The sequence below is a fragment of the Subtercola sp. PAMC28395 genome, from assembly GCF_018889995.1.
In the GTDB taxonomy this organism is placed as follows: domain Bacteria; phylum Actinomycetota; class Actinomycetes; order Actinomycetales; family Microbacteriaceae; genus Subtercola.
Map to the genome: position 1 here is coordinate 2701582 of NZ_CP076547.1, position 20173 is coordinate 2721754.

Genomic DNA, 20173 nt, shown 5'->3' on the forward strand with positions numbered 1-20173 from the left:
GCCGCCTGCAGTGTGGTGTCAGCCTACCGGGATCGCGATGGAAGCCATTTCTTGGCCGCCGTGAACTCGTCGCGGGCACGACTGTACTCTTCGATTGCGTAATCAGAGCGCTGCTGTTCGATGGCGTGGAGGCGACCATAGCCGAAAGTGTTCTCACCCTCGGCAAACGCCAGTTCGGAGCTGGCGAGCAGGAGCTGCTGCAACAGCATGCTGTCACGGTATTCGCCCAGGGCCGTCTGCACACCCTCGGCCGCGCGTGCCAGTCTCCCGGCTTTCTCGCCGAAGATCGCGGTTTCTCCCGTGCTGAGCGCCTCGACCGCAAAACGGAGGCGGCGTGCGGCCTTCCGAACCCGGTGCGTCCGTTGGTTCCATTCCGTGGCGTTTGAAGCCTGGTTGACCCCTGCCATCCTCCGCTTGACGCGGGCATAGTCCGTCACGATCCCCTCGGCAAGAGCCCTGGCCGCTGGACGCTGCGCGGCCTTGGGCAGAACGGCGCGCGCTGCCAGGTGCTCGAGCGCATCGAGCAACCTGAAGTACCGATCGCTGGTCATGAGGTCGTGCAGTCGTTCGAGGGCCCTGTGGTACTCGGCCTCCTTCTGCACGACGACGCGGGCGAGCACGGCCTCGTGCATCCGCTTGTTCGACTGGGACCGCACGAGGTTCCTCGCCCGGTCGTGCATGACCTGGGGGTCACGGGCCCCGCCCAGGGTCTGCCCGAGCACTTCGAGCTCGGATTCCAGAAAGGTCGATTCTGGTGCAGGGAGAAGCGTGCGGTAACTCGCGAACACGCTGCGCAGACGCCGCACTGAGGAGCGCATTTCATGGATGGCACCGGCCTCGTCCTGGCGCACCTGCGGGTCTGCGGCGACAAGCCTCTCGGTGAGAGAGGTGATCGCGGCACGGAGCACGTCGCCGGCCGTGCTCCGCGAGGTCAGAACCCAGCGGGGACCGAGCTCACCGAGCTTCTCCTTTCCGAGAGCGTGCGCGAGTTTGGAGATACTCGAGGCCGGGCTCGCGCCGGCCTCGCTGAGCTGTTTCTCGATCGAATCGAGCAGGGCGTCTCGCTTCTTCGGAGACCCGGGAGCATCGTCGGTCAACTCGACCTCCCACTCCCGCCAGACCCTCAGTTGGCCGGTAGCGACATCTCCCGCAGACACGAGGTCATCGCAGACCTCGGCGATGGCAACGTCGTCGGCGCCGAACAGGCATGTCGTCGTTCGGGTTGTGGTGATCCGGGCAACCGGTGAGACAGGGCGGTTCCGAAGGTGCACCATCACGAGGTCCAGAACCGCGTCGGGAATGGGGCCGTCCTCGCCCAGCGGCCAGTGCAGTTCGAGACGACCCTCGTCGCCGGGAAGCTTGATGTGCCAGCCCTGGTCTGAACCGCCGGTTCGCCGCCGCAGCACGATGCGCTGCGCAGCAAGCGCGAGATCTGCTGTGTCGTAGTAGACGGCCTCCAGTGTCGTGGTCTCCGGAGCCGACACGTGAACGACAAGACCGGCGCCTGTCAGATCGGGTACGACCGCCGCAGCATCGACGTCGTACTTTCGCTCGATCTCGATGTGCATCTGAGGGGACATCTGCTTTACCTCTACTTCCGTCACTCACGGTAACGTATCCGGCCTGTACGCAGGCGGCAGAGTGCGACCAGCACCCTGCGCCGGTGCGGAGTACGGTTGAAGGATGCCCACCGGTACTCCCCCGATTGCACAGAAGATCGCCCACCGACGAGAGCACCACAATGATGTGGTGATCGACAACTATGAGTGGCTCCGAGACAAGGAGAGCGAAGAGGTCCTCAACCACCTGCGTGCGGAGAACGACTGGACCGACAGCCAGTTGCTGCCTCTCGCGGGTCTCCAGCAGAGTATCTTCGACGAAATCAAGCGCCGCACCCGCGAAACCGACCTCTCTGTTCCCGTGCGCGATGGAGCGTGGTGGTACTACACCCGCACCATCGAAGGCAGCCAGTACGGCGTGCATGCGCGGGCCCCGATCGCCTCGCCGGATGACTGGAATCCACCTGTGCTCGACCCGGGAGTCGCCGTGCCGGGCGAGGTGATCGTTCTCGATGACAATGCCGAGGCCGAGGGCCACGACTTCTATTCGCTCGGCAGTTTCGATGTGAGTGCAGACGGTAGCTACCTCGCCTACGGGATCGACACCGTGGGTGATGAACGCTACACACTGCGCATCCGTGATCTCGTCACTGGTCTCGATCTGCCCGACACGATCGAAGACACCTCTCCCGGCGCCACTTTCGGCGCCGATTCGACGTATGTCTTCTACCCGACCGTCGACCCCTCCTGGCGACCTGACACCATCTGGCGCCACGAAGTCGGCACCGTCGCCTCTGACGATGTCGCCGTCTTCACCGAACCTGACGAGCGGTTCTGGGTCGGTGTGGGCCTCACCCGCAGTCGCCGCTACCTCGAAATAGCTGCCTCATCGAGTGTCACCAGCGAATCCCGCCTGCTCGACGCTTCGACCCCTCTGGGCGAATTCACGGTGGTCTGGCCGCGAACGGAGGGCGTCGAATACTCCCTCGAACACGCCGTCGTCGAAGGCGAAGACCGGCTCCTCATCACTCACAACGCGAGCGGAGACAATTTCGAGGTGGTCGACGTCGCAGTGGATGATCCCACCGACGCGTCACGTCAACGGGTCATCCTCGCCCACGACCCCCTCGTGAGACTCGAAGGCGTGGATGCCTTCCAGGGTTTTCTGAGCGTCGAGTATCGCCGCGACGCGCTGAGCCGGGTCGCCGTGATGGCGCTCGGCGCCACACCAGGCACGGGATACGGCACGCTCACCGAACTCCCCTTCACCGAGACCCTGTTCACCGTTGGGACGGGCGGCAACCCCGAATGGTCGCAACCGACCCTGCGCGTCGGCTTCACCTCTTTCGTCACGCCCTCCACGGTGTACGACTACGTCGTCTCGACCGGTGAGCTGCGCGTTCTCAAACAACAGCCTGTTCTCGGCGCCTACAACCCCGATGACTACACCCAGCGGCGCGAATGGGCGACGGCCGACGACGGCACCCGCGTGCCGCTCTCCCTGGTCTACCGAAGCGACACCCGCATCGACGAGACTGCCCAGCCGGTCATCCTCTACGGCTACGGTTCCTACGAAGCGAGCATCGACTCCTCGTTCTCGGTCGCCAGGCTCTCGCTGCTCGACCGCGGGGTCGTCTTCGCCATCGCCCATGTGCGCGGCGGCGGCGAACTCGGGCGCTGGTGGTACGAGTCCGGCAAGACCCTCACCAAACGCAACACCTTCAGCGATTTCATCGCGTGCGCCCGGCACCTCATCAACATCGGTGCCACAACGCCGCAGCTGCTCGTTGCACAGGGAGGGAGTGCAGGAGGCCTCCTCATGGGCGCCGTTGCAAACCAGGCGCCCGAACTCTTCGCCGGCATTCTCGCGCAGGTGCCGTTCGTCGACCCGCTCACCTCGATTCTCGACCCCTCGCTGCCCCTCACCGTCATCGAGTGGGATGAGTGGGGCGATCCCCTCCACTACCCGGGCGTCTACGCGTACATGAAGTCCTATTCGCCCTACGAAAACGTACGCGACGGGGCAGAATACCCGCGCATCCTCGCCATGACAAGCCTCAACGACACCAGGGTGCTCTATGTCGAACCCGCCAAGTGGGTCGCCCGGCTGCGCGAAGCGGGGGCCACTCCCCTGCTGAAGACAGAGATGTCGGCCGGTCACGGCGGCGTGAGCGGCCGCTACGCGCGCTGGAAGGAGACGGCCTGTGAATATGCATGGATGCTCGACGTTTTGGGTCTCGCGTAGGGTGGGAGGGCAACGCAGAGCGTAAGGGGTCGGGCTGATGGCAGAAATGGGCACAACGCAGATCGGCGGCGTCGACGAAGTCGCGCTGGTCGATGCTCTCGCCCTGTGGATGCCGTCGCAGCGCTGGTTCCAGGGAAAGGGAACCCAGCCAGACCTGCGGCTGGTCGGCAGCTTCGAATTCACCCCTGGGCCCGCTGCGGATCCGGGTACTCACCTCGTGACGGCTCTGGTGCTCGACGAAGGCGGCCCTCAGGGCAAGCTCTATCAGGTGCCGATAACCGTTCGGCGCGATCGGATGCCCGGCGAAAGCCAGCCGCTCATTGCAGTCTTCGACCACCCCGGGCCGTCGGCCTTCGTCTACGACGGCACGCACGATCTCGACTACTCTTCTGCTCTGCTCGACCTGGTCACGCGCGACGGAGTGACCGCAGCTGAAGGCGCCTCGGCAAGTATCGGTGGCGCCACTGCGAGCGGCCGAAGCCAGACCCCCGGGCATCCACTTGTCGTCGTCTCGTCGAAAGTCCTGAGTGGCGAGCAGTCGAACACCTCGATCATCATGACGGTGACCACCGCTGACGGCGAGCCTGCCCCTGGCGTCATCTGCAAGGTCTTCCGGGTGCTCCACCACGGCAACAACCCCGATGTGGTTCTGCAGTCAGCGCTGGCCAAGGCCGGGTCTGACAAAGTCCCGGCCTCCATCGGCAGCGTCGTGGGCCAGTGGCAGGACTCCCGGATGCCCGACGGCCGCACCTCTGGTCATCTGGCCTTCGCACAGCAGTTCCTGCCGGGGGTCGAAGACGCGTGGCGAGTCGCCCTCGAATCGGCACGCAAGGTCGAATCGTTCACGGCAGAAGCACGAGCGCTCGGTGCAGCGACGGCAGAGGTTCACGAGACGCTCGCAGAGGTCATGCCGACGCTCGCACCGTCGCCTGAACTCATCGCCGGCGTACTGGCGAGTATGCGTCGGCGCCACGCTGGGGCTGTGCGGGAGGTACCAGCTCTCGCCGCACACAGCGAAGCGATCGAGCACCTGTTCGAAGTCGCCGCGGCCAGCCCGTGGCCCCGGCTGCAGCGCATCCACGGGGACTACCATCTGGGCCAGGTGCTCGCCGTACCCGATGGTGGGTGGGTACTCGTCGACTTCGAAGGAGAACCGCTCCGCCCGATGGTCGAGCGAAACCAGCCTGACCTGACCCTTCGTGACATCGCTGGCATGCTGCGATCATTCGACTACGTCGCGGGCTCGTTCGCCCAGTCACACCCCGGAGACGAGAAGCTCGGCGACGATGCCGCCGCGTGGGCACACGAGGCCAGGGACGCGTTTCTCGACGGCTACGCTGAACGTTCAGGCATCGAGTTGCGCGCAAACCGTGCCCTGCTTGATGCGTTCGAGATCGACAAGGCGCTCTACGAAGCGATCTACGAAGTGCGCAACCGGCCGAGCTGGGTGACGATTCCTGTCACCGCCGTGGCGAGACTGGCGAATCGCCGTCGCTGACAGGCTCGTCGTCACAGCCAGCCGCGGCGCTTGAACATCACGTAGAGGCCGGTGCTGAGTGCCACCATGAGTCCGATGGCCGCAGGGTAACCCCAGGCGAAATGCAACTCGGGCATGATGTCGAAGTTCATACCGTAGATACCGGTCACGACCGTCGGCGCGAAGAAGATCGCCGCCCACGCTGAGATCTTCTTGACCTCGTCGTTCTGGTGGTTGCTTGTCTCTGCGAGCTTCTTCATGTCTTCGTTCTGGCGCTGGGCCACGAGCGTGGCGTTCACCGTCAGGATCTCGCGAAGGGTCTGTCGAAAACCGTCGACCCGGTCGTTGACGACCGTGACGTGGTCGAGAACGTCACGAAAGGCGCGCTTCAACTCGATCGTGCCGTCGACCTGGTCGAACAGGGCCCGAAGCGTCTCGAGCATGCCCGTCAGCGGGAGTGTGGCGCGCTGGAAGTCGAGCACCTCCTGTGACAACTCGTAGATGCGCCGGGAGACCTGGGGGTCTCCTTCGAAGACCTGTGCCTCGATCTGGTCGATGTCGGTCTCGAGGCCGGCGACGACCGGCGCGTACTGGTCGACCACCGCATCCATGATGGCGTAGAGCACGGCCACCGGCCCGAGAGCCAGAAGCTCGGGTTCGCTCTCCATGCGCCTGCGCACAACCGAGAGGTCAGGAGATTCACTGTGGCGAACCGAGATCACGAAGTTCGGGCCGACGAAGATATGCAGCTCGCCGAATTCGACCTCTTCACGCTCGTCGACGTAGAACGCCGCGCGCAGCACGACGAACAGAACGTCGCCATAGCGCTCCAGCTTGGGTCGCTGATGGGCGCCCACCGCGTCTTCGATGGCGAGCGGGTGGAGGTTGAAGTCATTCTCCATCTCGAGGAGTTCGGGTGCCGAAGGCCTGTACAGGCCGATCCACGCAAGACCGTCGGGGATGGCCCCGAGCGCCGCGATCGTCTCGTCGGGAGTGGAGGGTGAGAGCACTCGTTTTCCGCCAGCATAGATGGCGTTGTCGACCATGCTTCGCCTGGTGCCGGCGGCAGCAGGAATGGTTGGAGTCTCGACCGTCTCCGGGGCCTTCGAACCCGGCCGGATGCCCGATATCCCCTTGATAACGCTCTGGAACTTCGTGGTCTTCACCGGCTGCGCCACCCTTCCCATTCCTGGCCCCGTTGTGGGCCAGCTGACCCGAAGCTGAACATGACACCACACTGTGACAAATTCACTGGGCGTTTCGGTCCCAGAATGCCATACTCTGTGAGGCACAAATCACTTGGTGAGAAACTGTGGAGCGTTAGCACACTGACCGCGTGGCGTTAACCGCTCGTTCAGGTTTCTCTGCTTGTGTTGTTCCACAGCACGATCTGACGGGTCACGAGCCCGGCAGCGAGGCCAGGATGAAAGCCTGGCCAGAACCGCAGCACGCTAACCCGAAATGGCGAACACCCGATGTCAGTCACTGTGGCCCAGGAAACTGAGCCGGCCCAGTACCGGAAACAGACCCAGTACCCGAGGCCAGACCACTTCATCCTTCACTTCAGCGACACCCATTTTGTGGGTTCCGATGATCTGCTGTACGACAAGGTCGACAGCGAGGGCCACCTGCTCGAGATCCTCGCAGATCTGACGGCCTCTGGTGCCAGGCCCGAAGCAATCGTCTTCACCGGGGACCTCGCCGACAAGGGCGACCCGAAGGCCTATGAGAAGCTCCGGGCGATCGTCGAGCCGGCTGCCGCGACCATGGGCGCAGAGGTGATCTGGGTCATGGGCAACCACGACAACCGCGCTGCGTTCCGTGCCGGTCTCCTCGACCAGCTTCCGTCGATGAAGCCCATCGACCGTGTCTACGACGTGAATGGACTGCGGATCATCACGCTCGACTCCACCGTGCCCGGTTCGCACCACGGGGAGATCAGCCACGAACAGCTCGACTGGCTGGCAGAGGAGCTGGCGAGCCCGGCTCCGCACGGCACGATCCTCGCCCTGCATCACCCGCCTGTGCCGAGCGTGCTCGACCTTGCCGTGATGGTCGAACTCCGCGACCAAGCCTCGCTCGCCGAAGTCATTCTGGGCTCCGACGTGCGCTCGATCATCGCAGGCCACCTGCACTACTCGAGTACGGCAATGTTCGCCGGCGTGCCGGTTTCCGTTGCCTCTGCAACGTGCTACACCCAGGATCTGAACGTACCCGTCGGCGGTACGCTCGCTCGCGATGGCGCCCAGGCGTTCAACCTCATCCACGTGTATGAGAACACCGTGCTGCACTCGGTCGTGCCGATCGGCCATTACGCCCGCGTCTCGTACACCAGCGCCGCAGAGACGGCGGCGATTCTCGAGACGGCCGGCGTCGAGATCGCTCCCGCGGTCAACGCACCGGTTCCCGCAGAGGCGCCGCTGGTCATCCCGGCCCTGGTCGTCGCCTGAGGCGACGACACTCGTTCGTGATCCGTGATCTCTCCGGGGTGCCGGGGCTCTACCTCTCCCAGGGCGCTTTGAAGGGGAAGTAGTGCTCGAGGAACGCCTGCACAGTCTGCAGGCGCTCTTCGGCCGAGACCTCTGGGTAGCTGCCATCGTTCAGGCAGAAGAAGTCGAACGCCCTCTTGCGCAGGATTCCGGGCAACAATCCAAGACCTGAGCGCATGGTCGTATCGACGTAGCAGACGCTGGCCGACTCCTGCACGACGGCCCGGCCGGTCATCAGTGCGTAGTAGTGGTAGAGCGAATTGGTGACGGAGATGTCGGTGCTCGACCGGAACCTGCTCGCTGCCGTGCGGGCGAAATCGTCGGCGAACTCCATCTCGAGTTCGCTCATGACGCTGCGCCGCAACGGTGCCGCGGCGTGTTCGAGGTGCCGGGTGATGATGCGCCCGAACGTGTCGAAGAGGAGCTGGCGGTTGACGCGGGCCGCGTTCTCGAATCCACTTCGCTCAACGCCGTTCTCGCCGAGGCCGATTCTCGTCGTCGCCTCGATGAACTTGGTGACTCCGCCGCTGGAGAAGAACATGTTGGGCTGAACGGGCCGACCGAAGAACATGTCGTCGTTCGAGTAGAGAAAGTGTTCGCTGATGCCGGGGATGTGGTGCAACTGGCTCTCGACGGCCTGCGAGTTGTGGGTGGGCAGTACCGAGGGGTCGCTGAAGAACTCTTCGCTGCGAACGAAGGTGACCTGCGGATGATCGGCGAGCCAGTCGGGTTTGGCCGAGTCGCTCGCGATGAAGATCCGACGGACCCAGGGCGCGAAGATGTACACCGATCGCAGGGCGTACTTGAGCTCGTCGATCTGGCGGAACCGGGCATCGGAATCGTCTCCCTCCCCCAGGATGTATTCGCCCGTCTGAGCCTTACGACGTCTCTGGTAGTCCACGTCGTTGCCGTCGACCCAGGAGAACACCATGTCGATGTCGAAGACGACGTCGTTGGCCTGAACGTCGAACATGCCACGCAGCGAGTTCCACGTCTTGCCGTAGAGCTCGACGGTGGACTCGATCGCCTCTGACCTCTGCAGGACACGCCTGGTGAGCGAGTTCTCCACCGGGCAGACGATCACGTCTTCTTCGAAACTCCAGAGCTGGAGCTCGATTCCCGTCGACGACCCATACGTCAGGCCACCCACGGGCTCGACACGCGGGCGGTAGAGCCTGAAGATCCGGGCCTTGCGACTCTCAGACAGCACACCATCGCACACGAGCACCGGCGGCCGCTTCTTACCCTCGACAGTCTTGGAGTACATCGGTTCGTCTGCACACGCCGCAGCAAGCACGCGCTCGAGCTTCAGCCGCCGGGCTGCGCTGACCACAACAACCGGCCGTTCATCGTTGCCCCGAATCAGAAAGAACGGAATCGCCGCGTCGGCGAGAGCCTGCCTGACGAAGAGAAGGTCTTCGACCATGGCTTCGTGTGGCGTCAGCGTCGTGTTGACCTGCGTCAACAGACCCTTGCGCACCACCACATCGCTTCGCCCGTGGCTCCTCGGCCACGATCGCGGAGCACCCAGGTGCCCGGATGCTGCGCTGAAGAGCTCTTCGGGAGCTTCGGGTTCGAGTGGCGTCTCGAGGGCGACATTGTGAGTCGCAGCACTACCTGTCGATATCAGCGGAACAACTCCTTAGTTCTCTTCGTGAAGGTTCTCTTCGTGAAAGTTGTCATTGTGCACATGACGAAGCACGTCATGACGCACCGAAACGGGTTTTCGGGGTAAGGGGCGAGTCTATGACAGCGCCTGTTCGAGCAGGTGCACCAGGGCATCCAGCTGAACACTGTCTGACGTCGTGATCTCCGCGTCAGAACCGTCGAGTGCCCGGGCCGCGAGACCCTGTTTGCTGTCGATCAGTTCGGCGATCTTCGAGTCGATGGTCTGCGCTGCGATGATCCGCCAGGCGGTGACAGGCTCGGCCTGGCCGATGCGGTGTACCCGGTCGATGGCCTGGGTCTGTTCCGCTGCGGTCCATGAGAGTTCGGCCAGCACCACGTTCGAAGCCGCCTGCAGGTTCAGACCGACGCCCGCTGCGGTCAGGGAGCACACCGCGACCGAAACCTCGGGATCACCATTGAAGGCATCGATCTGGGTCTGCCGGAACGTCGCCGACTGGTCTCCCCGGATCGAGATCGTGCGGAGCCCGCGCTTGGCGAAGGCCTCCTCAGCCTGGTTCATCACATCGATGTGCTTGGCGAAGAACACGACCTTGCCGACCGACCTGGCCAGTTGTGCCGCGTAGTCTGCCGCGAGACCAGCCTTGGCCTGCCCGATCTTGCGCACCATGGTGAACACGTTCTCACCCGACGACGACGCCTTCGACTCTTCGAGTTCGGCCTTGGCGACCATGCGCATGAGTTCGCGATTCGGGCCGTCGGAGGTGTCGTAGCTCGAGCCGAGGGCTCCGGATGCTGCGCGCTTGTAGCGCGTGAGCAGCCGCTTACCCAGCTCGGCTTCGGCCTGCCTGATCGAACGGCCCAGGTCGTCGTCGAGTTCGACCGGAAGGTCGACCACTCGCTTTGCCGGGAGGTCAGCGGCGACATCCACCTTCTTGCGCCTGACGATACCCATGTCGATGACGGCATCGCGGGCCTCGGCGAAGAAACCGAAGTCGGCAGGGGTGAGGCCCGTGTCTTCGAGCTTCTCCATGAGCACAGGAGTGGGCTTGTCGCCGTCGATCCAGCCGAGGTATTGCCAGATGGCGCGGAAGTCGTCGACGTCGTTGATGAGCGGGGTTCCGGTGAGGGCCATCATCAGCGGGTCTCCCCCTGGAGCGAACTTTCTGATTCGCTCGGCCAGGGCAAGGACATTCTTCGACCGCTGCGACTGCAGGTTCTTGATGAAGTGCGCCTCGTCGACGACCATGCCCTTGAAACCCAGCGTTCCGAGCCAGGCGAGGTGACGGTCGAGCACGTCGTAGTTCACGATCACCACGTCGGCGAAGGCGTCGAGCGTTGCTCCATCGCCCTGGATGACCGTCGCCCGGCGCTGCGGCGTCCAGATCTCGACCTCGCGGGCCCAGTTCATCTTCACGACGTTGGGCACGACGGCGAGCAGCGGATACGAATCGGAGACCGAGGCGGCGAGCAGCGACTGCGCGGTCTTGCCGAGGCCGGGCTCGTCAGCAAGCAGGAAAGACCGGTGACCGGCAGCGACGGAGGCGATGAACCGTGCCTGGTGGTGCATGAGTTCGTGGCCGGGAGGAGAGATCCGGTCGATCACGGGCGCTGGAGGAAGATCCATGCTGGCGACGCTGCCGCCAGAACCGTATTCGAATGCCCGGTAGAGCGGGCCGAGCAGTTCCCAGCTCGAGAGCCTACCGCGCGAGACTGGCCTGTGGGCGGCTGCCGCACTGAAGTCCGGAGCCAGAAAGGGATTGGCCATCTGCCGTGCCTTCACCGACTGGGGAACGACCTGGCGCTCAGAGAAGTCAGAAGCGAAGGGCGAGGCGGCGAGAGGTGCCTGCGGTGCCTCTTCAGGAACCTCGATCCCCGCGTCGGTCAGGTACTCTCGACGCAGCCGCTGAGCGACGGGTGAAACTGCGGCATCGCTTTCTAGCAAGGTGATCAGGGAGGTGTCGCGGGCTGCCGTCTGGGCGAGGATGCCCGCAATACCGTCGAGTCGCTTGAGTTGTTCCGTGCGCTCTGGCTCGCTGAGCTCGGCATCGGCCTTGATGCGAGCGCGCTCCTCGCGCATGAGCAGCGCCACGACGAGGAACTTCGTGCGATTCGACGGCACGACCTTACCCCGCTGGGCAGCCGCTTCGACTTCCCTCACCTTGCGCGCAAGAATCGGGATGAGGCCGGTGTTGTCGACCGTGCGGGATGATCGGCGAACGCCTGATCGAGACATGCTCCTCCTGTGGAGTGGTGACGTGACTCACAGGGAATTCGTGGTCGTGCAACGCGACGCGAGCGGATGACAGCTGTGTAACAACTCCAGCGGTGATCCACCGAGCCACGGACGACGTTAGAGCCGAACTTCCCCGTGCTGCAGCCATATTACCCGATCCTGCCGAGAATTCGCCCGCGACGCTCAGGGCTGTGCGCGAGTCAGTGCCCTGCAAGGTCACTTCTTCGTGGAGACCGGAACCTTGATGAACAGGCCGGCGGCAACGAAGATGATCGCGGCGGCGAGATGAAGGGCGTACCAGACGGGCGGGTCGAAGCTCAGGGGCCACACCGGGTTCCAGACGACGGCGACCGGGACCAGCCCGATGAGCCACCACCACTGTTGGGCCTGCCAGGCGAAGACGCACACGATCAGCGCGAGGATGGTGATCGCGAACTGCAGGATGGTGAACCACCCCGAGCCGATGACGGCGACGGCTGCGAGGAGGCAGATCGCCGCCAGAAGCCCTGGCGCCAGGGCCGTTCGGGTGAAGGTGGGGTAGCGGGACGTCGACTTCTGCTGGCTCATGGTAAGGCCTAGCCTAGAACCATGAACCAGCCCTTCGTCATCTCCGATGCTGTCGCCGACGCCCTGCAGGACGGGCGACCCGTCGTCGCCCTCGAGTCGACCATCATCTCGCACGGTCTGCCTCGGCCCCGGAATCTCGAGGCGGCCCAGGAATTCGAAGAGATCCTGCGCTCTGCCGGAGTGACTCCGGCGACGATCGCGGTTCTCGACGGGGTGCCCCGAATCGGCCTCGATGAAGACGGAGTGCGCCGAATCGCCGACGAAGACATGGTCAAAGCCAGCGTGCGCGACCTGCCCATCCTTGCAGCGAAGAAGATCAGCGGCGCGACCACGGTGGCTGCGACCGCGTACCTCGCCGGCCGGGCTGGCGTTCGGGTGTTCGCCACGGGTGGCCTCGGCGGAGTGCACCGCGGCGCCAACACCTCGTTCGACGAGTCTGCCGATCTGAGTGCACTCGCCCTCGCCGGAGTCACTGTGGTGGCGGCAGGGGTCAAATCGGTGCTGGACATCGCCGGAACATTGGAACGGCTCGAGACCCTGAGTGTTCCTGTGGTCGGGTACCGCACCACCAACTTCCCGAGTTTCTGGCTCACCGAATCTGGTGAGCAGATCGACTGGTCGGTCGACTCACCAGAGGAGGTCGCCGCCGTCATGCAGGGGCAGGACGACCTCGGCCACGGCCAGGGCATCATCGTCGCGAACCCGCTTCCCCCTGAACTTCAGTGGGAACCCGCCGAACACGACGCGGTGCTTCTCGAAGCCCTGGCCGAAGCGGATGCCCGCGGAATCCGCGGCAAGGCCGTGACGCCCTTCCTGCTCTCGTACATCGTCGGCGCTTCCGGTGGTCGCAGCCTCGAAGTGAACCTCGACATCGCCCGCAACAACGTGCGGCTGGCCGGAGAGATCGCCACAGCCTGGACCAGCGCGGCCGGGAGCAGTCGGTGACCGTGACCGGTTCGGAAGCGGGCGAAGACTCTGCCGACCACCGAGCCGTACGGGTTGTCACCATAGGTGACGTCTTCGATGACATCATCGTCACACCTGACTCGCAGATCAGGCCCGACACCGACACTCTCGCGCACATCGAACGACGTCCGGGCGGATCCGCGGCCAACACCGCGGCATGGCTTGGCACGCTGGGCACGCTTGTCGATTTCGTGGGCCACACCAACATGGTCGACACGGTCAGGCACTCGAATGCGCTGCGCGAGTCGGGTGTCACTCCGCACCTGCTGGGTGAGAGCATCCTGCCGACAGGAACGATCGTCGTCATCGTCGGTCGCGATGACAGCCGCACCATGCTGACCGAACGCGGCGCGAACAGCCTCACTTCACCACACGACGTCAGCGACGCCCTGCTGGTGGTCGCTTCGCACCTCCATTTCACCGGGTACACCGTGTTCAGCGGGCAGCCTCTGGCAGCCTTCAGGGCGCTCGTCGAGAGGGCGCATCTGAACGGGGTTACAGTTTCGGTCGACCCGGGCTCCTCCGGCTTTCTCGACGATCACGGCGCCGCGGCTTTTCTCGATTGTGTGAGCGGGGCCGACGTGCTCTTCCCGAATCTCGACGAGGGTCGGGCGTTGACCGGCCACACCACTCCGGCAGAGATCGTCGATTCACTGGTCACTCTGTTCGACGTCGTCGCGCTGACACTGGGTCGGAGCGGCGCCCTGGTCGCCACCAAGTCAGGGCTGAGACTGACGATCGACTGCGTTCCGGCAGAGCCGCGTGACACAACGGGGGCCGGCGACGCCTTCAATGCCGGGTTTCTCGCCGGAATGTTCGAGGGGTTGCACGCCGGCGAGAACCCCTTCAACCCGGGAGAACCGGGCGGGAGCATGCGTGGTTCGGAGTCGGTCAGGCTGCAACGGGCAGGGGACCTCGGAGTGGCAACGGCATCCCGGGCGATCAGTGTCGTCGGGGCCCGGCCGCCCGGCGTCGTCTCACACCATCACCGCTGACGGGCATCCGCAGCCGGCGCTGCGTCAGACGGAGGCAGACCGAGCCAGGGCAGTCGAGGGCAGTTCAGGCCAGGTTGATGTTTCGCAGTTCGGGCAGCCGGATGGGCCTGCTCTTGGGCGGCAGGCCGTGCACGCGCTCCAGGGCCGGCTCCAGCTCGGAGAGCCACGCCTCGTAACCGGCTTCGGTGAGATGCAGCCTGTCGTCGGTGTACTCCGGGTTGAGCTCGCCATCCTGGAGTGCGAGTGCGGGCCACAGGTCGAGGTAGTGGGTTCGCACGCTCGACGCGAACTGCCAGATGTGGCGATTGATGTCGCGGATCTCGTCGGCGTACTCGTGCCCTCGCGGCATCACCGACTGCAACAGGATCTCCGCGTCAGGCAACTCGTTCCGCAGGGTCACGAGGATCGTCTCGATGTTCTGCACGATGTGTTCGACCGAACGGTTCTTGGCGAGGTCGTTCGACCCCACGAGCAACACCACAGTGCCGGGGCTTAGCGCGACGACATCGTCGAGGCGGGCCTTCACCTCGTCGGTCGTGTCGCCGCCAACGCCGAGGTTGTGCGTCTCGTAGCTGCCGAACCACTCCTGCCAGCGGCCATGCTCGGTGATGCTGTCACCGAGGAATACGAGAGTGGTGTTTTCGAGCAACTTCGCCTCCGAAAGTATGGGTGTGCCGTGATTCGGGCTACGCGAACCCCCATTCTCCCCCGACTCACCCGAAACGTCCACCTAGCCAGTCGCTTCGCAGTGACGCAACACGCGCCGACCGGCGGTCAATCGATGACCAGAACACGGTCGGCGGGCACAGGAACAGCTGGTCAGACGACCTCTTCTGCCGTGGTGGCAGCCGACTCCGGTGCTTTCTTTGTGGGTTTCGGATGCTCGTTCTGACGAAGCGCCTCGCCCCGTGCAGTCTCGGTGATGCGGTGTGCCATGCCGTTGAAGATGATGCCATGGAAGGGAAGGATCGAGTACCAGTAGAGGCGACCCGCAAGTCCCGTCGGAAAGAACACCGCACGCTGGGTGTACACAGAGCCCCCACCTGCGGCCGGGGTGCTGGTCATCTCCAGCCACGCGCGCCCTGGCACTTTCATCTCAGCGCGCAGGCGCAGGAACCTGCCGCGTTTGATCGCCTCGACCCGCCAGAAGTCGAGCGCGTCGCCCGTGTGCAGGTGATCCGGGTTGCGCCGCCCTCTCCGCAACCCCACGCCGCCGACGACGGAATCCATCCAGCCCCTGATCGTCCAGGCGAGCGGGAAGGAGTACCACCCGTTGTCGCCCCCGATCCCCTCGATGACGCGCCAGAGATCACCCGGCTTCGCATCGGTCTCGCGAACCTTCAGGTCTGTGTAGACGGTATGGCCCGTCCACTCCGGGTCGCTTGGCAGGGTGTCGCTGGGGGCGCCGCGAACATCCGAATCCTGCCAGCTCGTCTCGACCTGGCCCAAGCGCATCTTCTCGAGAGCCAGCCGCACCGAGCGACGATATCCGGTGAGGCCGCCCTCGGGGTCGGGAATGTAGTCGGCGATGTCATGCTCACTCGCTACGCAGTCGAACTGCAGCGATTCGATGATCGGCACGGCGAGGTTGCGTGGAATCGGTGAGACGAGATTCACCCATTGCGAAGCAAGCCACGGGGTGAAGACGGGCAGCGAGGCGATCGGCCGCTGGTGCAACCCGGCCTCGACCGCGTATCCATTCATCATCTGGCCGTACCGAAGCACATCGGGGCCGCCGATGTCGAAGGTTCGATTGAGGCTCTGCCGAACATCCGCCGCCTTCACCAGGTAGTACAGCACGTCGCGAACAGCGATGGGCTGAATGAAGTTGCGCACCCACTTGGGCGCGGGCATGTAGGGCAGGACTTCGGTGAGATGCCTGATCATCTCGAAACTCGTGGAGCCGGAGCCGATGATGACTCCCGCCTGCAGGGCGATCGTCGGAACCCCCGACCGCAAGAGCACACTGCCGACAGCAGCACGCGAGCGCAGGTGTGTTGAAAGGGCGACACCCTCGGGGTGGAGCCCACCGAGGTAGACGATGCGCTTCACGTGGGAAGCGAGAGCGCGCTGCGCAACATTCTTGGCACTCGTGAGTTCGGTGCCGTCGAAGTGCCCTTTGCCGCCCATGGAATGCACCAGGTAGTAGAGCACGTCGATGTCGTCGAAGACGGTCTCGAGGGACGGCCCGTCGCTCAGGTCACCCTGTCGGATGTCGACCTGGTCGGCCCAGGGCACGTCAGCAAGCTTGACGGGATTGCGAACGAGCACCCGCACCGCGAACCCCGCGTCGAGGAGGCGGGGAACCAGTCGCCCACCGATGTAGCCGGTCGCACCGGTCACCAATACAGTCCGTTGAGTCGTCACTTCATTCGTCACTTCAGTCGTCACTGTTACAGGCTACGCCGCTGCGCTGGGTGGATGCACGAAATGACGGACACCCGGTCACTTCGAGCGAGATGGTCGCTCAGGCGTGCAGGCGGCTACGGGTGCTGTGCGCTTTCGCGCTCGAGGAGCTCCCACAGTTTTGCACCTTCGCTCGGGTCGAGCGCCTGGCTCACCAGACCTTTGTCCGGCTTGTCCCACGCCGTGAAATACGAGCCGGATGCGGCATGCACCTCTTCGGTGAGCAGACGAACAAGAAGGGCGGCGCCTTCCTCAGGTGTGCGCATGAAACGCCGGACGAGGCCGGAGACCGGGCTCTGGTCGAGGCCGGCGAAGCGGGTGGCGACGCCGCCGGGGTGAAATGAGTAGGTGGAGAGGGGGGTGCGGCGGGCAAGTTCTTTCGCGAGCATTGCATCGGCGCGTTTCGCCTGTCCATAGGCGGAGAAGCCGCGCAACCAGACGCCGCCCGTGGAGTTGGGATCGGTGACATCGACTGTGCCGAATTTCTGGGCGACACTCGAGGTGAACACGACCGTGGCATTGCTTTCGAGCAGGCGCGGAAGCAGCATCTGGGTGAGCACGAAGGGAGCGAGCACATTGCTCTGCCAGGTGCGCTCGAAGCCGTCGGGCGTGATGGCACGCTTGTCGATGACGCCGCCAGCGTTGTTCGCGAGGGCGTCGATGCGCGGATACTTATCGAGCAACTCGGCCGCGAGCTTTCGCACCTCAGCGATGCTGTCGAAATCGGCGACGAAGGGGTCTCCGTTGACCTCGCGGGCCACTTCCTCGACGCGGGCTCTGCTCCGCCCGACGACCGCGATGTCGTGGCCGAGGGCCGCGAGTGCTGTGGCGGCCGCCCGGCCGATGCCTGAGCTGGATCCGGTGATGATGATGCGCATGGACTCAGTCTGCCTGATTCCGAGGCAACAGCCCGGATCGGTGCGGTCAGCGAGCCCGCACGCCCTTGTGCCAGTCGTCTTCGAGAAAGTGCGGCTTGGCGACGATCAGTCCGACGACGACGACGGCAACGGCGGTGCAGAGCAGAAAGACCAGCGATCCCGTCCACTGGCCAGAGACCTGGTGGAGCACCCCGACAACCAGTGGCCCTGAGGCACCGACCAGGTAGCCGAGGCCCTGGGCGAACCCACTGAGGGCGACGGCTCCCTCCTGGGTGCGCGTGCGGAGGTTGATCAGCAGGAGTGAGAGTGGGAACAGCAGCGGGCCGAGCCCGGCGAGAATCATCCACAGCCAGGGCGCCGCGGTCGGAGCGATCAAGAGGCCGAGGTATCCCGTTGCGTAGAACCCTGCCCCAAGCCAGATCAGGAGAGCCACGTTCTTCAAACGCGCCGCTAGGACGGGAATGAGCAGAGACGCCGGGATTCCCATTGCCACGTAGAGCGCGAGCAGGACTCCGGCCTGCCCTTCATCGACCCCGGCGATCGAGAGCAGGATCTGGGGCATCCAGGCGAATGCCGCATAGACGTTGAGCGCCGTCAGACCGAAGAGGATCCCCAGGGCCCATGCGACACGGGAGTGCCTCACTCTACCGACCACCGCTGCCGGAGCGATGGCAACAACACCTTCGACTCGCCTGACGTCGGGGTTCTGCCTGACATCGCGAAAATACATGACGATCCACGGCACGAGCGCAGCGACCGCGAGTACACCCCACACCCCCACAGCGCTCCGCCATCCCGCCTCAGAGCTGAGCTGGACCACGACGAGGGCCGGAATCATGGCCGAGATCGCCAGGGTCGTCGAGTACAGTGCCGTGACGAGACCGAGGCGATCGAGGAAATACTTCTTCACCAATGGCGGCAACAGCACGTTCGCCACGCCCATGCCCGCGAAAACGATCACACTGCCCACGACCAGTACTGCATACGTCGGCGACAGCATTCGCACCACTGTTCCGACGATGGTCGCGACGAGCCCGATCACGAGCAGGGACTCGATCCGCAGGTGACGTTGGAAGAGGGGAGTCAGAATTCCGAACAGCGCGAAGCACACGGGGGTCAACGTTCCGAGGACCCCGATTCCCAGGCTGTTGAGGGGAATGTCCGCCGAGATGTCGGCATAGATCGGAGAGAGTGCCGCAACCGCAGCCCTGAGGTTCGCAGCGACCAGGATGATTCCCACCAGGGCGAGCGACCGCCCGGCCCAAAGCGGAAGCGGGCGCGTAAGTGGTGGAACGGGTGGGCGAGGTACGGAATCAGCTCCCGAGCCGGTCACGCTAGGCGACTTCTGACCTGCTCCACATCGTCGTTCATCTGGTCGATGAGGGGCTCGATCCCGGTGAATTTCACCATTCCCCTGATGCAGTGGGCGAACGAGATCAGCACCTCGTGACCGTAGAGATCGATCGTCTCATCGAGAACGAAGGCCTCGACCTGTTTCGGAGGAACTCCATCGAATGTGGGATTGCTGCCCACGGAGATGGCCGCAGGGTACCGCGTGTCGCCGTCGGTGAGCCACCCGGCGTAGACACCGTCTGCCGGAATGAGTCCTTCGGAGCGCGGCGAGAGATTCGCCGTCGGAAAACCGAGTTCGCGGCCGCGTTTGGCACCATGGACGACCTCACCTCCTACAGCCGGGAGATGACCGAGCAGTTTGGCCGCGTGCGCCACATCGCCCTCTGCCAGGAGCTCGCGGATCCAGGTAGACGACACGCGCCGGTCTGACGTGGGCATCACATCAGGGATCAGACGGACTTCGAAACCGAATTCGCGGCCCAGGCCCTGGAGCACGGCAACCGTACCCTCGCTGTGATGGCCGAAACGGAAGTCCGCACCCACCATCACCACGCGCGCGTGCAAACCGTTTACGAGAATATGTTCCACGAATTCCCGGGGACTGAGGTTCGCGGTGACGTCGTCGAACGTGAGCATGAGCGCAGCATCCAGACCCGTCTCTGCCAGCAGTTCGAGCTTCTGTTCGACACCGACGAGAGCGACAGGTGCGCGCTCTGGCGCCAGCAGTCGCAGGGGGTGCCTGTCGAAGGTGACAACAGCCGCGCGGAGGCCCTCCCGGTGCGCAGTGCTCAGCACCTCGCCGATGACCGCCCGGTGGCCCTCGTGCACGCCGTCGAACTTGCCCACCGTCACTGCCGATGGCCCGAAGTCTGCCGTAATGTCAGAGACCGACCTGAACACGTCCATCAGGCAGCCGCCCCTTCTGTTCGCTCGGCGGGCTTGTTCTTCGACAGCCAGATCATGCCGAGAACCGGCAGTACGAGGGGAATGAAGAGGTACCCGATGCCGTAGAACGACCACACCGATGCATGGGCGAAGAGTTCGGGTTGCACAACGCTCAGGGTACCGACGACGAGAACGCCGAGCATCTCGAAGGAGATCGTCACCCACGCGACGCGGTACCAGAACGCCCCACCTGCCACCAGCGCGATCGTGGCGACGATGTAGACCACGGCCGAGACGGCGGAGAGCGTGTAGGCCAGGGGTGCATCGTTGTACTGGTGGAGGATCTGCACGAGGGAACGACCGAATGCTCCGAGGGCGAGAATGGCGTAGACGACGACCAGAACCCGGCCCACTCCCGAGATTCGGGAGCGCTTCGACGTGGGAACAACCGGTGTGTGCCCGATGTCGTCGGGGGCAGAAGGTGATGGCAT

Annotated in this window: 16 protein-coding genes; 5 read left to right on the forward strand and 11 right to left on the reverse strand. The window is 64.3% G+C overall.

The window, feature by feature from the left end; all coding sequences use genetic code 11:
• Positions 1–23 precede the first annotated feature (23 nt).
• A complete protein-coding gene (locus tag KPL76_RS12400; protein ID WP_216333810.1) occupies positions 24–1580 on the reverse strand; it encodes a CYTH and CHAD domain-containing protein in 1557 nt (518 codons plus the stop codon).
• Between the two features lie 103 nt (positions 1581–1683).
• Here KPL76_RS12400 and KPL76_RS12405 point away from each other — a divergent pair, with 103 nt between their 5' ends.
• Together KPL76_RS12405 and KPL76_RS12410 are read left to right on the forward strand one after the other, a co-directional pair.
• The gene (locus tag KPL76_RS12405; protein ID WP_216333811.1) at positions 1684–3804 is read left to right on the forward strand and encodes a S9 family peptidase; all 2121 of its coding nucleotides are present in this window, start codon (positions 1684–1686) and stop codon (positions 3802–3804) included.
• A gap of 37 nt (positions 3805–3841) precedes the next feature.
• Positions 3842–5302: a phosphotransferase gene (locus KPL76_RS12410; protein WP_216333812.1), complete on the forward strand. Its 1461-nt coding sequence runs from the start codon at positions 3842–3844 to the stop codon at positions 5300–5302.
• Positions 5303–5313: 11 nt separating this feature from the next.
• Here KPL76_RS12410 and KPL76_RS12415 read toward each other — a convergent pair whose 3' ends face one another.
• Positions 5314–6327: a magnesium and cobalt transport protein CorA gene (locus tag KPL76_RS12415; protein ID WP_253202254.1), complete on the reverse strand. Its 1014-nt coding sequence runs from the start codon at positions 6325–6327 to the stop codon at positions 5314–5316.
• A gap of 429 nt (positions 6328–6756) precedes the next feature.
• On the opposite strand from KPL76_RS12415, the gene KPL76_RS12420 reads away from it, so the two are divergent.
• Entirely contained in the window at positions 6757–7731 is a 975-nt protein-coding gene (locus tag KPL76_RS12420; RefSeq protein WP_216333814.1) for a phosphodiesterase, read from the forward strand.
• A gap of 49 nt (positions 7732–7780) precedes the next feature.
• Here the strand turns inward: KPL76_RS12420 and KPL76_RS12425 are convergent, their stop codons facing one another.
• The 3 genes from KPL76_RS12425 to KPL76_RS12435 form a co-directional block, all read right to left on the reverse strand.
• Complete coding sequence (locus tag KPL76_RS12425; RefSeq protein WP_371733961.1) at positions 7781–9397, reverse strand: stealth family protein; 1617 nt, start codon at positions 9395–9397, stop codon at positions 7781–7783.
• A 117-nt stretch (positions 9398–9514) separates the two neighbouring features.
• Complete coding sequence (locus tag KPL76_RS12430; protein ID WP_216333815.1) at positions 9515–11632, reverse strand: DEAD/DEAH box helicase; 2118 nt, start codon at positions 11630–11632, stop codon at positions 9515–9517.
• A gap of 216 nt (positions 11633–11848) precedes the next feature.
• Positions 11849–12199 carry a DUF6804 family protein gene (locus KPL76_RS12435; RefSeq protein WP_216333816.1) on the reverse strand — a complete coding sequence of 117 codons (351 nt, stop codon included), beginning with the start codon at positions 12197–12199 and terminating at the stop codon, positions 11849–11851.
• 21 nt (positions 12200–12220) lie between these two features.
• On the opposite strand from KPL76_RS12435, the gene KPL76_RS12440 reads away from it, so the two are divergent.
• A complete protein-coding gene (locus tag KPL76_RS12440; RefSeq protein ID WP_216333817.1) occupies positions 12221–13144 on the forward strand; it encodes a pseudouridine-5'-phosphate glycosidase in 924 nt (307 codons plus the stop codon).
• A gap of 2 nt (positions 13145–13146) precedes the next feature.
• Positions 13147–14160, forward strand: coding sequence for a carbohydrate kinase family protein (locus tag KPL76_RS12445; protein WP_216333818.1), 1014 nt, complete (start codon positions 13147–13149; stop codon positions 14158–14160).
• Positions 14161–14224: 64 nt separating this feature from the next.
• On the opposite strand, the gene KPL76_RS12450 is transcribed toward KPL76_RS12445, so the two are convergent.
• The 6 genes from KPL76_RS12450 to KPL76_RS12475 form a co-directional block, all read right to left on the reverse strand.
• On the reverse strand, positions 14225–14809 hold the full coding sequence (locus KPL76_RS12450) for a GDSL-type esterase/lipase family protein (RefSeq protein WP_216333819.1): 585 nt from the start codon (positions 14807–14809) through the stop codon (positions 14225–14227).
• A 170-nt stretch (positions 14810–14979) separates the two neighbouring features.
• Positions 14980–16551, reverse strand: coding sequence for an SDR family oxidoreductase (locus KPL76_RS12455; protein WP_253202030.1), 1572 nt, complete (start codon positions 16549–16551; stop codon positions 14980–14982).
• A gap of 92 nt (positions 16552–16643) precedes the next feature.
• Positions 16644–17444 (reverse strand): SDR family NAD(P)-dependent oxidoreductase, encoded by an 801-nt coding sequence (locus tag KPL76_RS12460; RefSeq protein ID WP_216333820.1) that lies wholly within the window; start codon positions 17442–17444, stop codon positions 16644–16646.
• Positions 17445–17490: 46 nt separating this feature from the next.
• Entirely contained in the window at positions 17491–18684 is a 1194-nt protein-coding gene (locus KPL76_RS12465) for an MFS transporter (protein ID WP_253202032.1), read from the reverse strand.
• Between the two features lie 89 nt (positions 18685–18773).
• The gene (locus KPL76_RS12470; RefSeq protein WP_216333822.1) at positions 18774–19703 is read right to left on the reverse strand and encodes a bifunctional riboflavin kinase/FAD synthetase; all 930 of its coding nucleotides are present in this window, start codon (positions 19701–19703) and stop codon (positions 18774–18776) included.
• Positions 19703–20173 carry a hypothetical protein gene (locus KPL76_RS12475; protein ID WP_253202033.1) on the reverse strand — a complete coding sequence of 157 codons (471 nt, stop codon included), beginning with the start codon at positions 20171–20173 and terminating at the stop codon, positions 19703–19705. The genes KPL76_RS12470 and KPL76_RS12475 overlap by 1 nt, the downstream gene beginning before the upstream one ends.

Excerpts from the sequence above, each read along its gene's own strand:
- KPL76_RS12400 (WP_216333810.1), bottom strand. The coding sequence starts at position 1,580 with ATGTCCCCTCAGATGCACATCGAGATCGAGCGAAAGTACGACGTCGAT.
- KPL76_RS12405 (WP_216333811.1), top strand. The coding sequence starts at position 1,684 with ATGCCCACCGGTACTCCCCCGATTGCACAGAAGATCGCCCACCGACGA.
- KPL76_RS12410 (WP_216333812.1), top strand. The coding sequence starts at position 3,842 with ATGGCAGAAATGGGCACAACGCAGATCGGCGGCGTCGACGAAGTCGCG.
- KPL76_RS12415 (WP_253202254.1), bottom strand. The coding sequence starts at position 6,327 with ATGGTCGACAACGCCATCTATGCTGGCGGAAAACGAGTGCTCTCACCC.
- KPL76_RS12420 (WP_216333814.1), top strand. The coding sequence starts at position 6,757 with ATGTCAGTCACTGTGGCCCAGGAAACTGAGCCGGCCCAGTACCGGAAA.
- KPL76_RS12430 (WP_216333815.1), bottom strand. The coding sequence starts at position 11,632 with ATGTCTCGATCAGGCGTTCGCCGATCATCCCGCACGGTCGACAACACC.
- KPL76_RS12435 (WP_216333816.1), bottom strand. The coding sequence starts at position 12,199 with ATGAGCCAGCAGAAGTCGACGTCCCGCTACCCCACCTTCACCCGAACG.
- KPL76_RS12440 (WP_216333817.1), top strand. The coding sequence starts at position 12,221 with ATGAACCAGCCCTTCGTCATCTCCGATGCTGTCGCCGACGCCCTGCAG.
- KPL76_RS12460 (WP_216333820.1), bottom strand. The coding sequence starts at position 17,444 with ATGCGCATCATCATCACCGGATCCAGCTCAGGCATCGGCCGGGCGGCC.
- KPL76_RS12470 (WP_216333822.1), bottom strand. The coding sequence starts at position 19,703 with ATGGACGTGTTCAGGTCGGTCTCTGACATTACGGCAGACTTCGGGCCA.
- KPL76_RS12475 (WP_253202033.1), bottom strand. The coding sequence starts at position 20,173 with ATGCCATCACCTTCTGCCCCCGACGACATCGGGCACACACCGGTTGTT.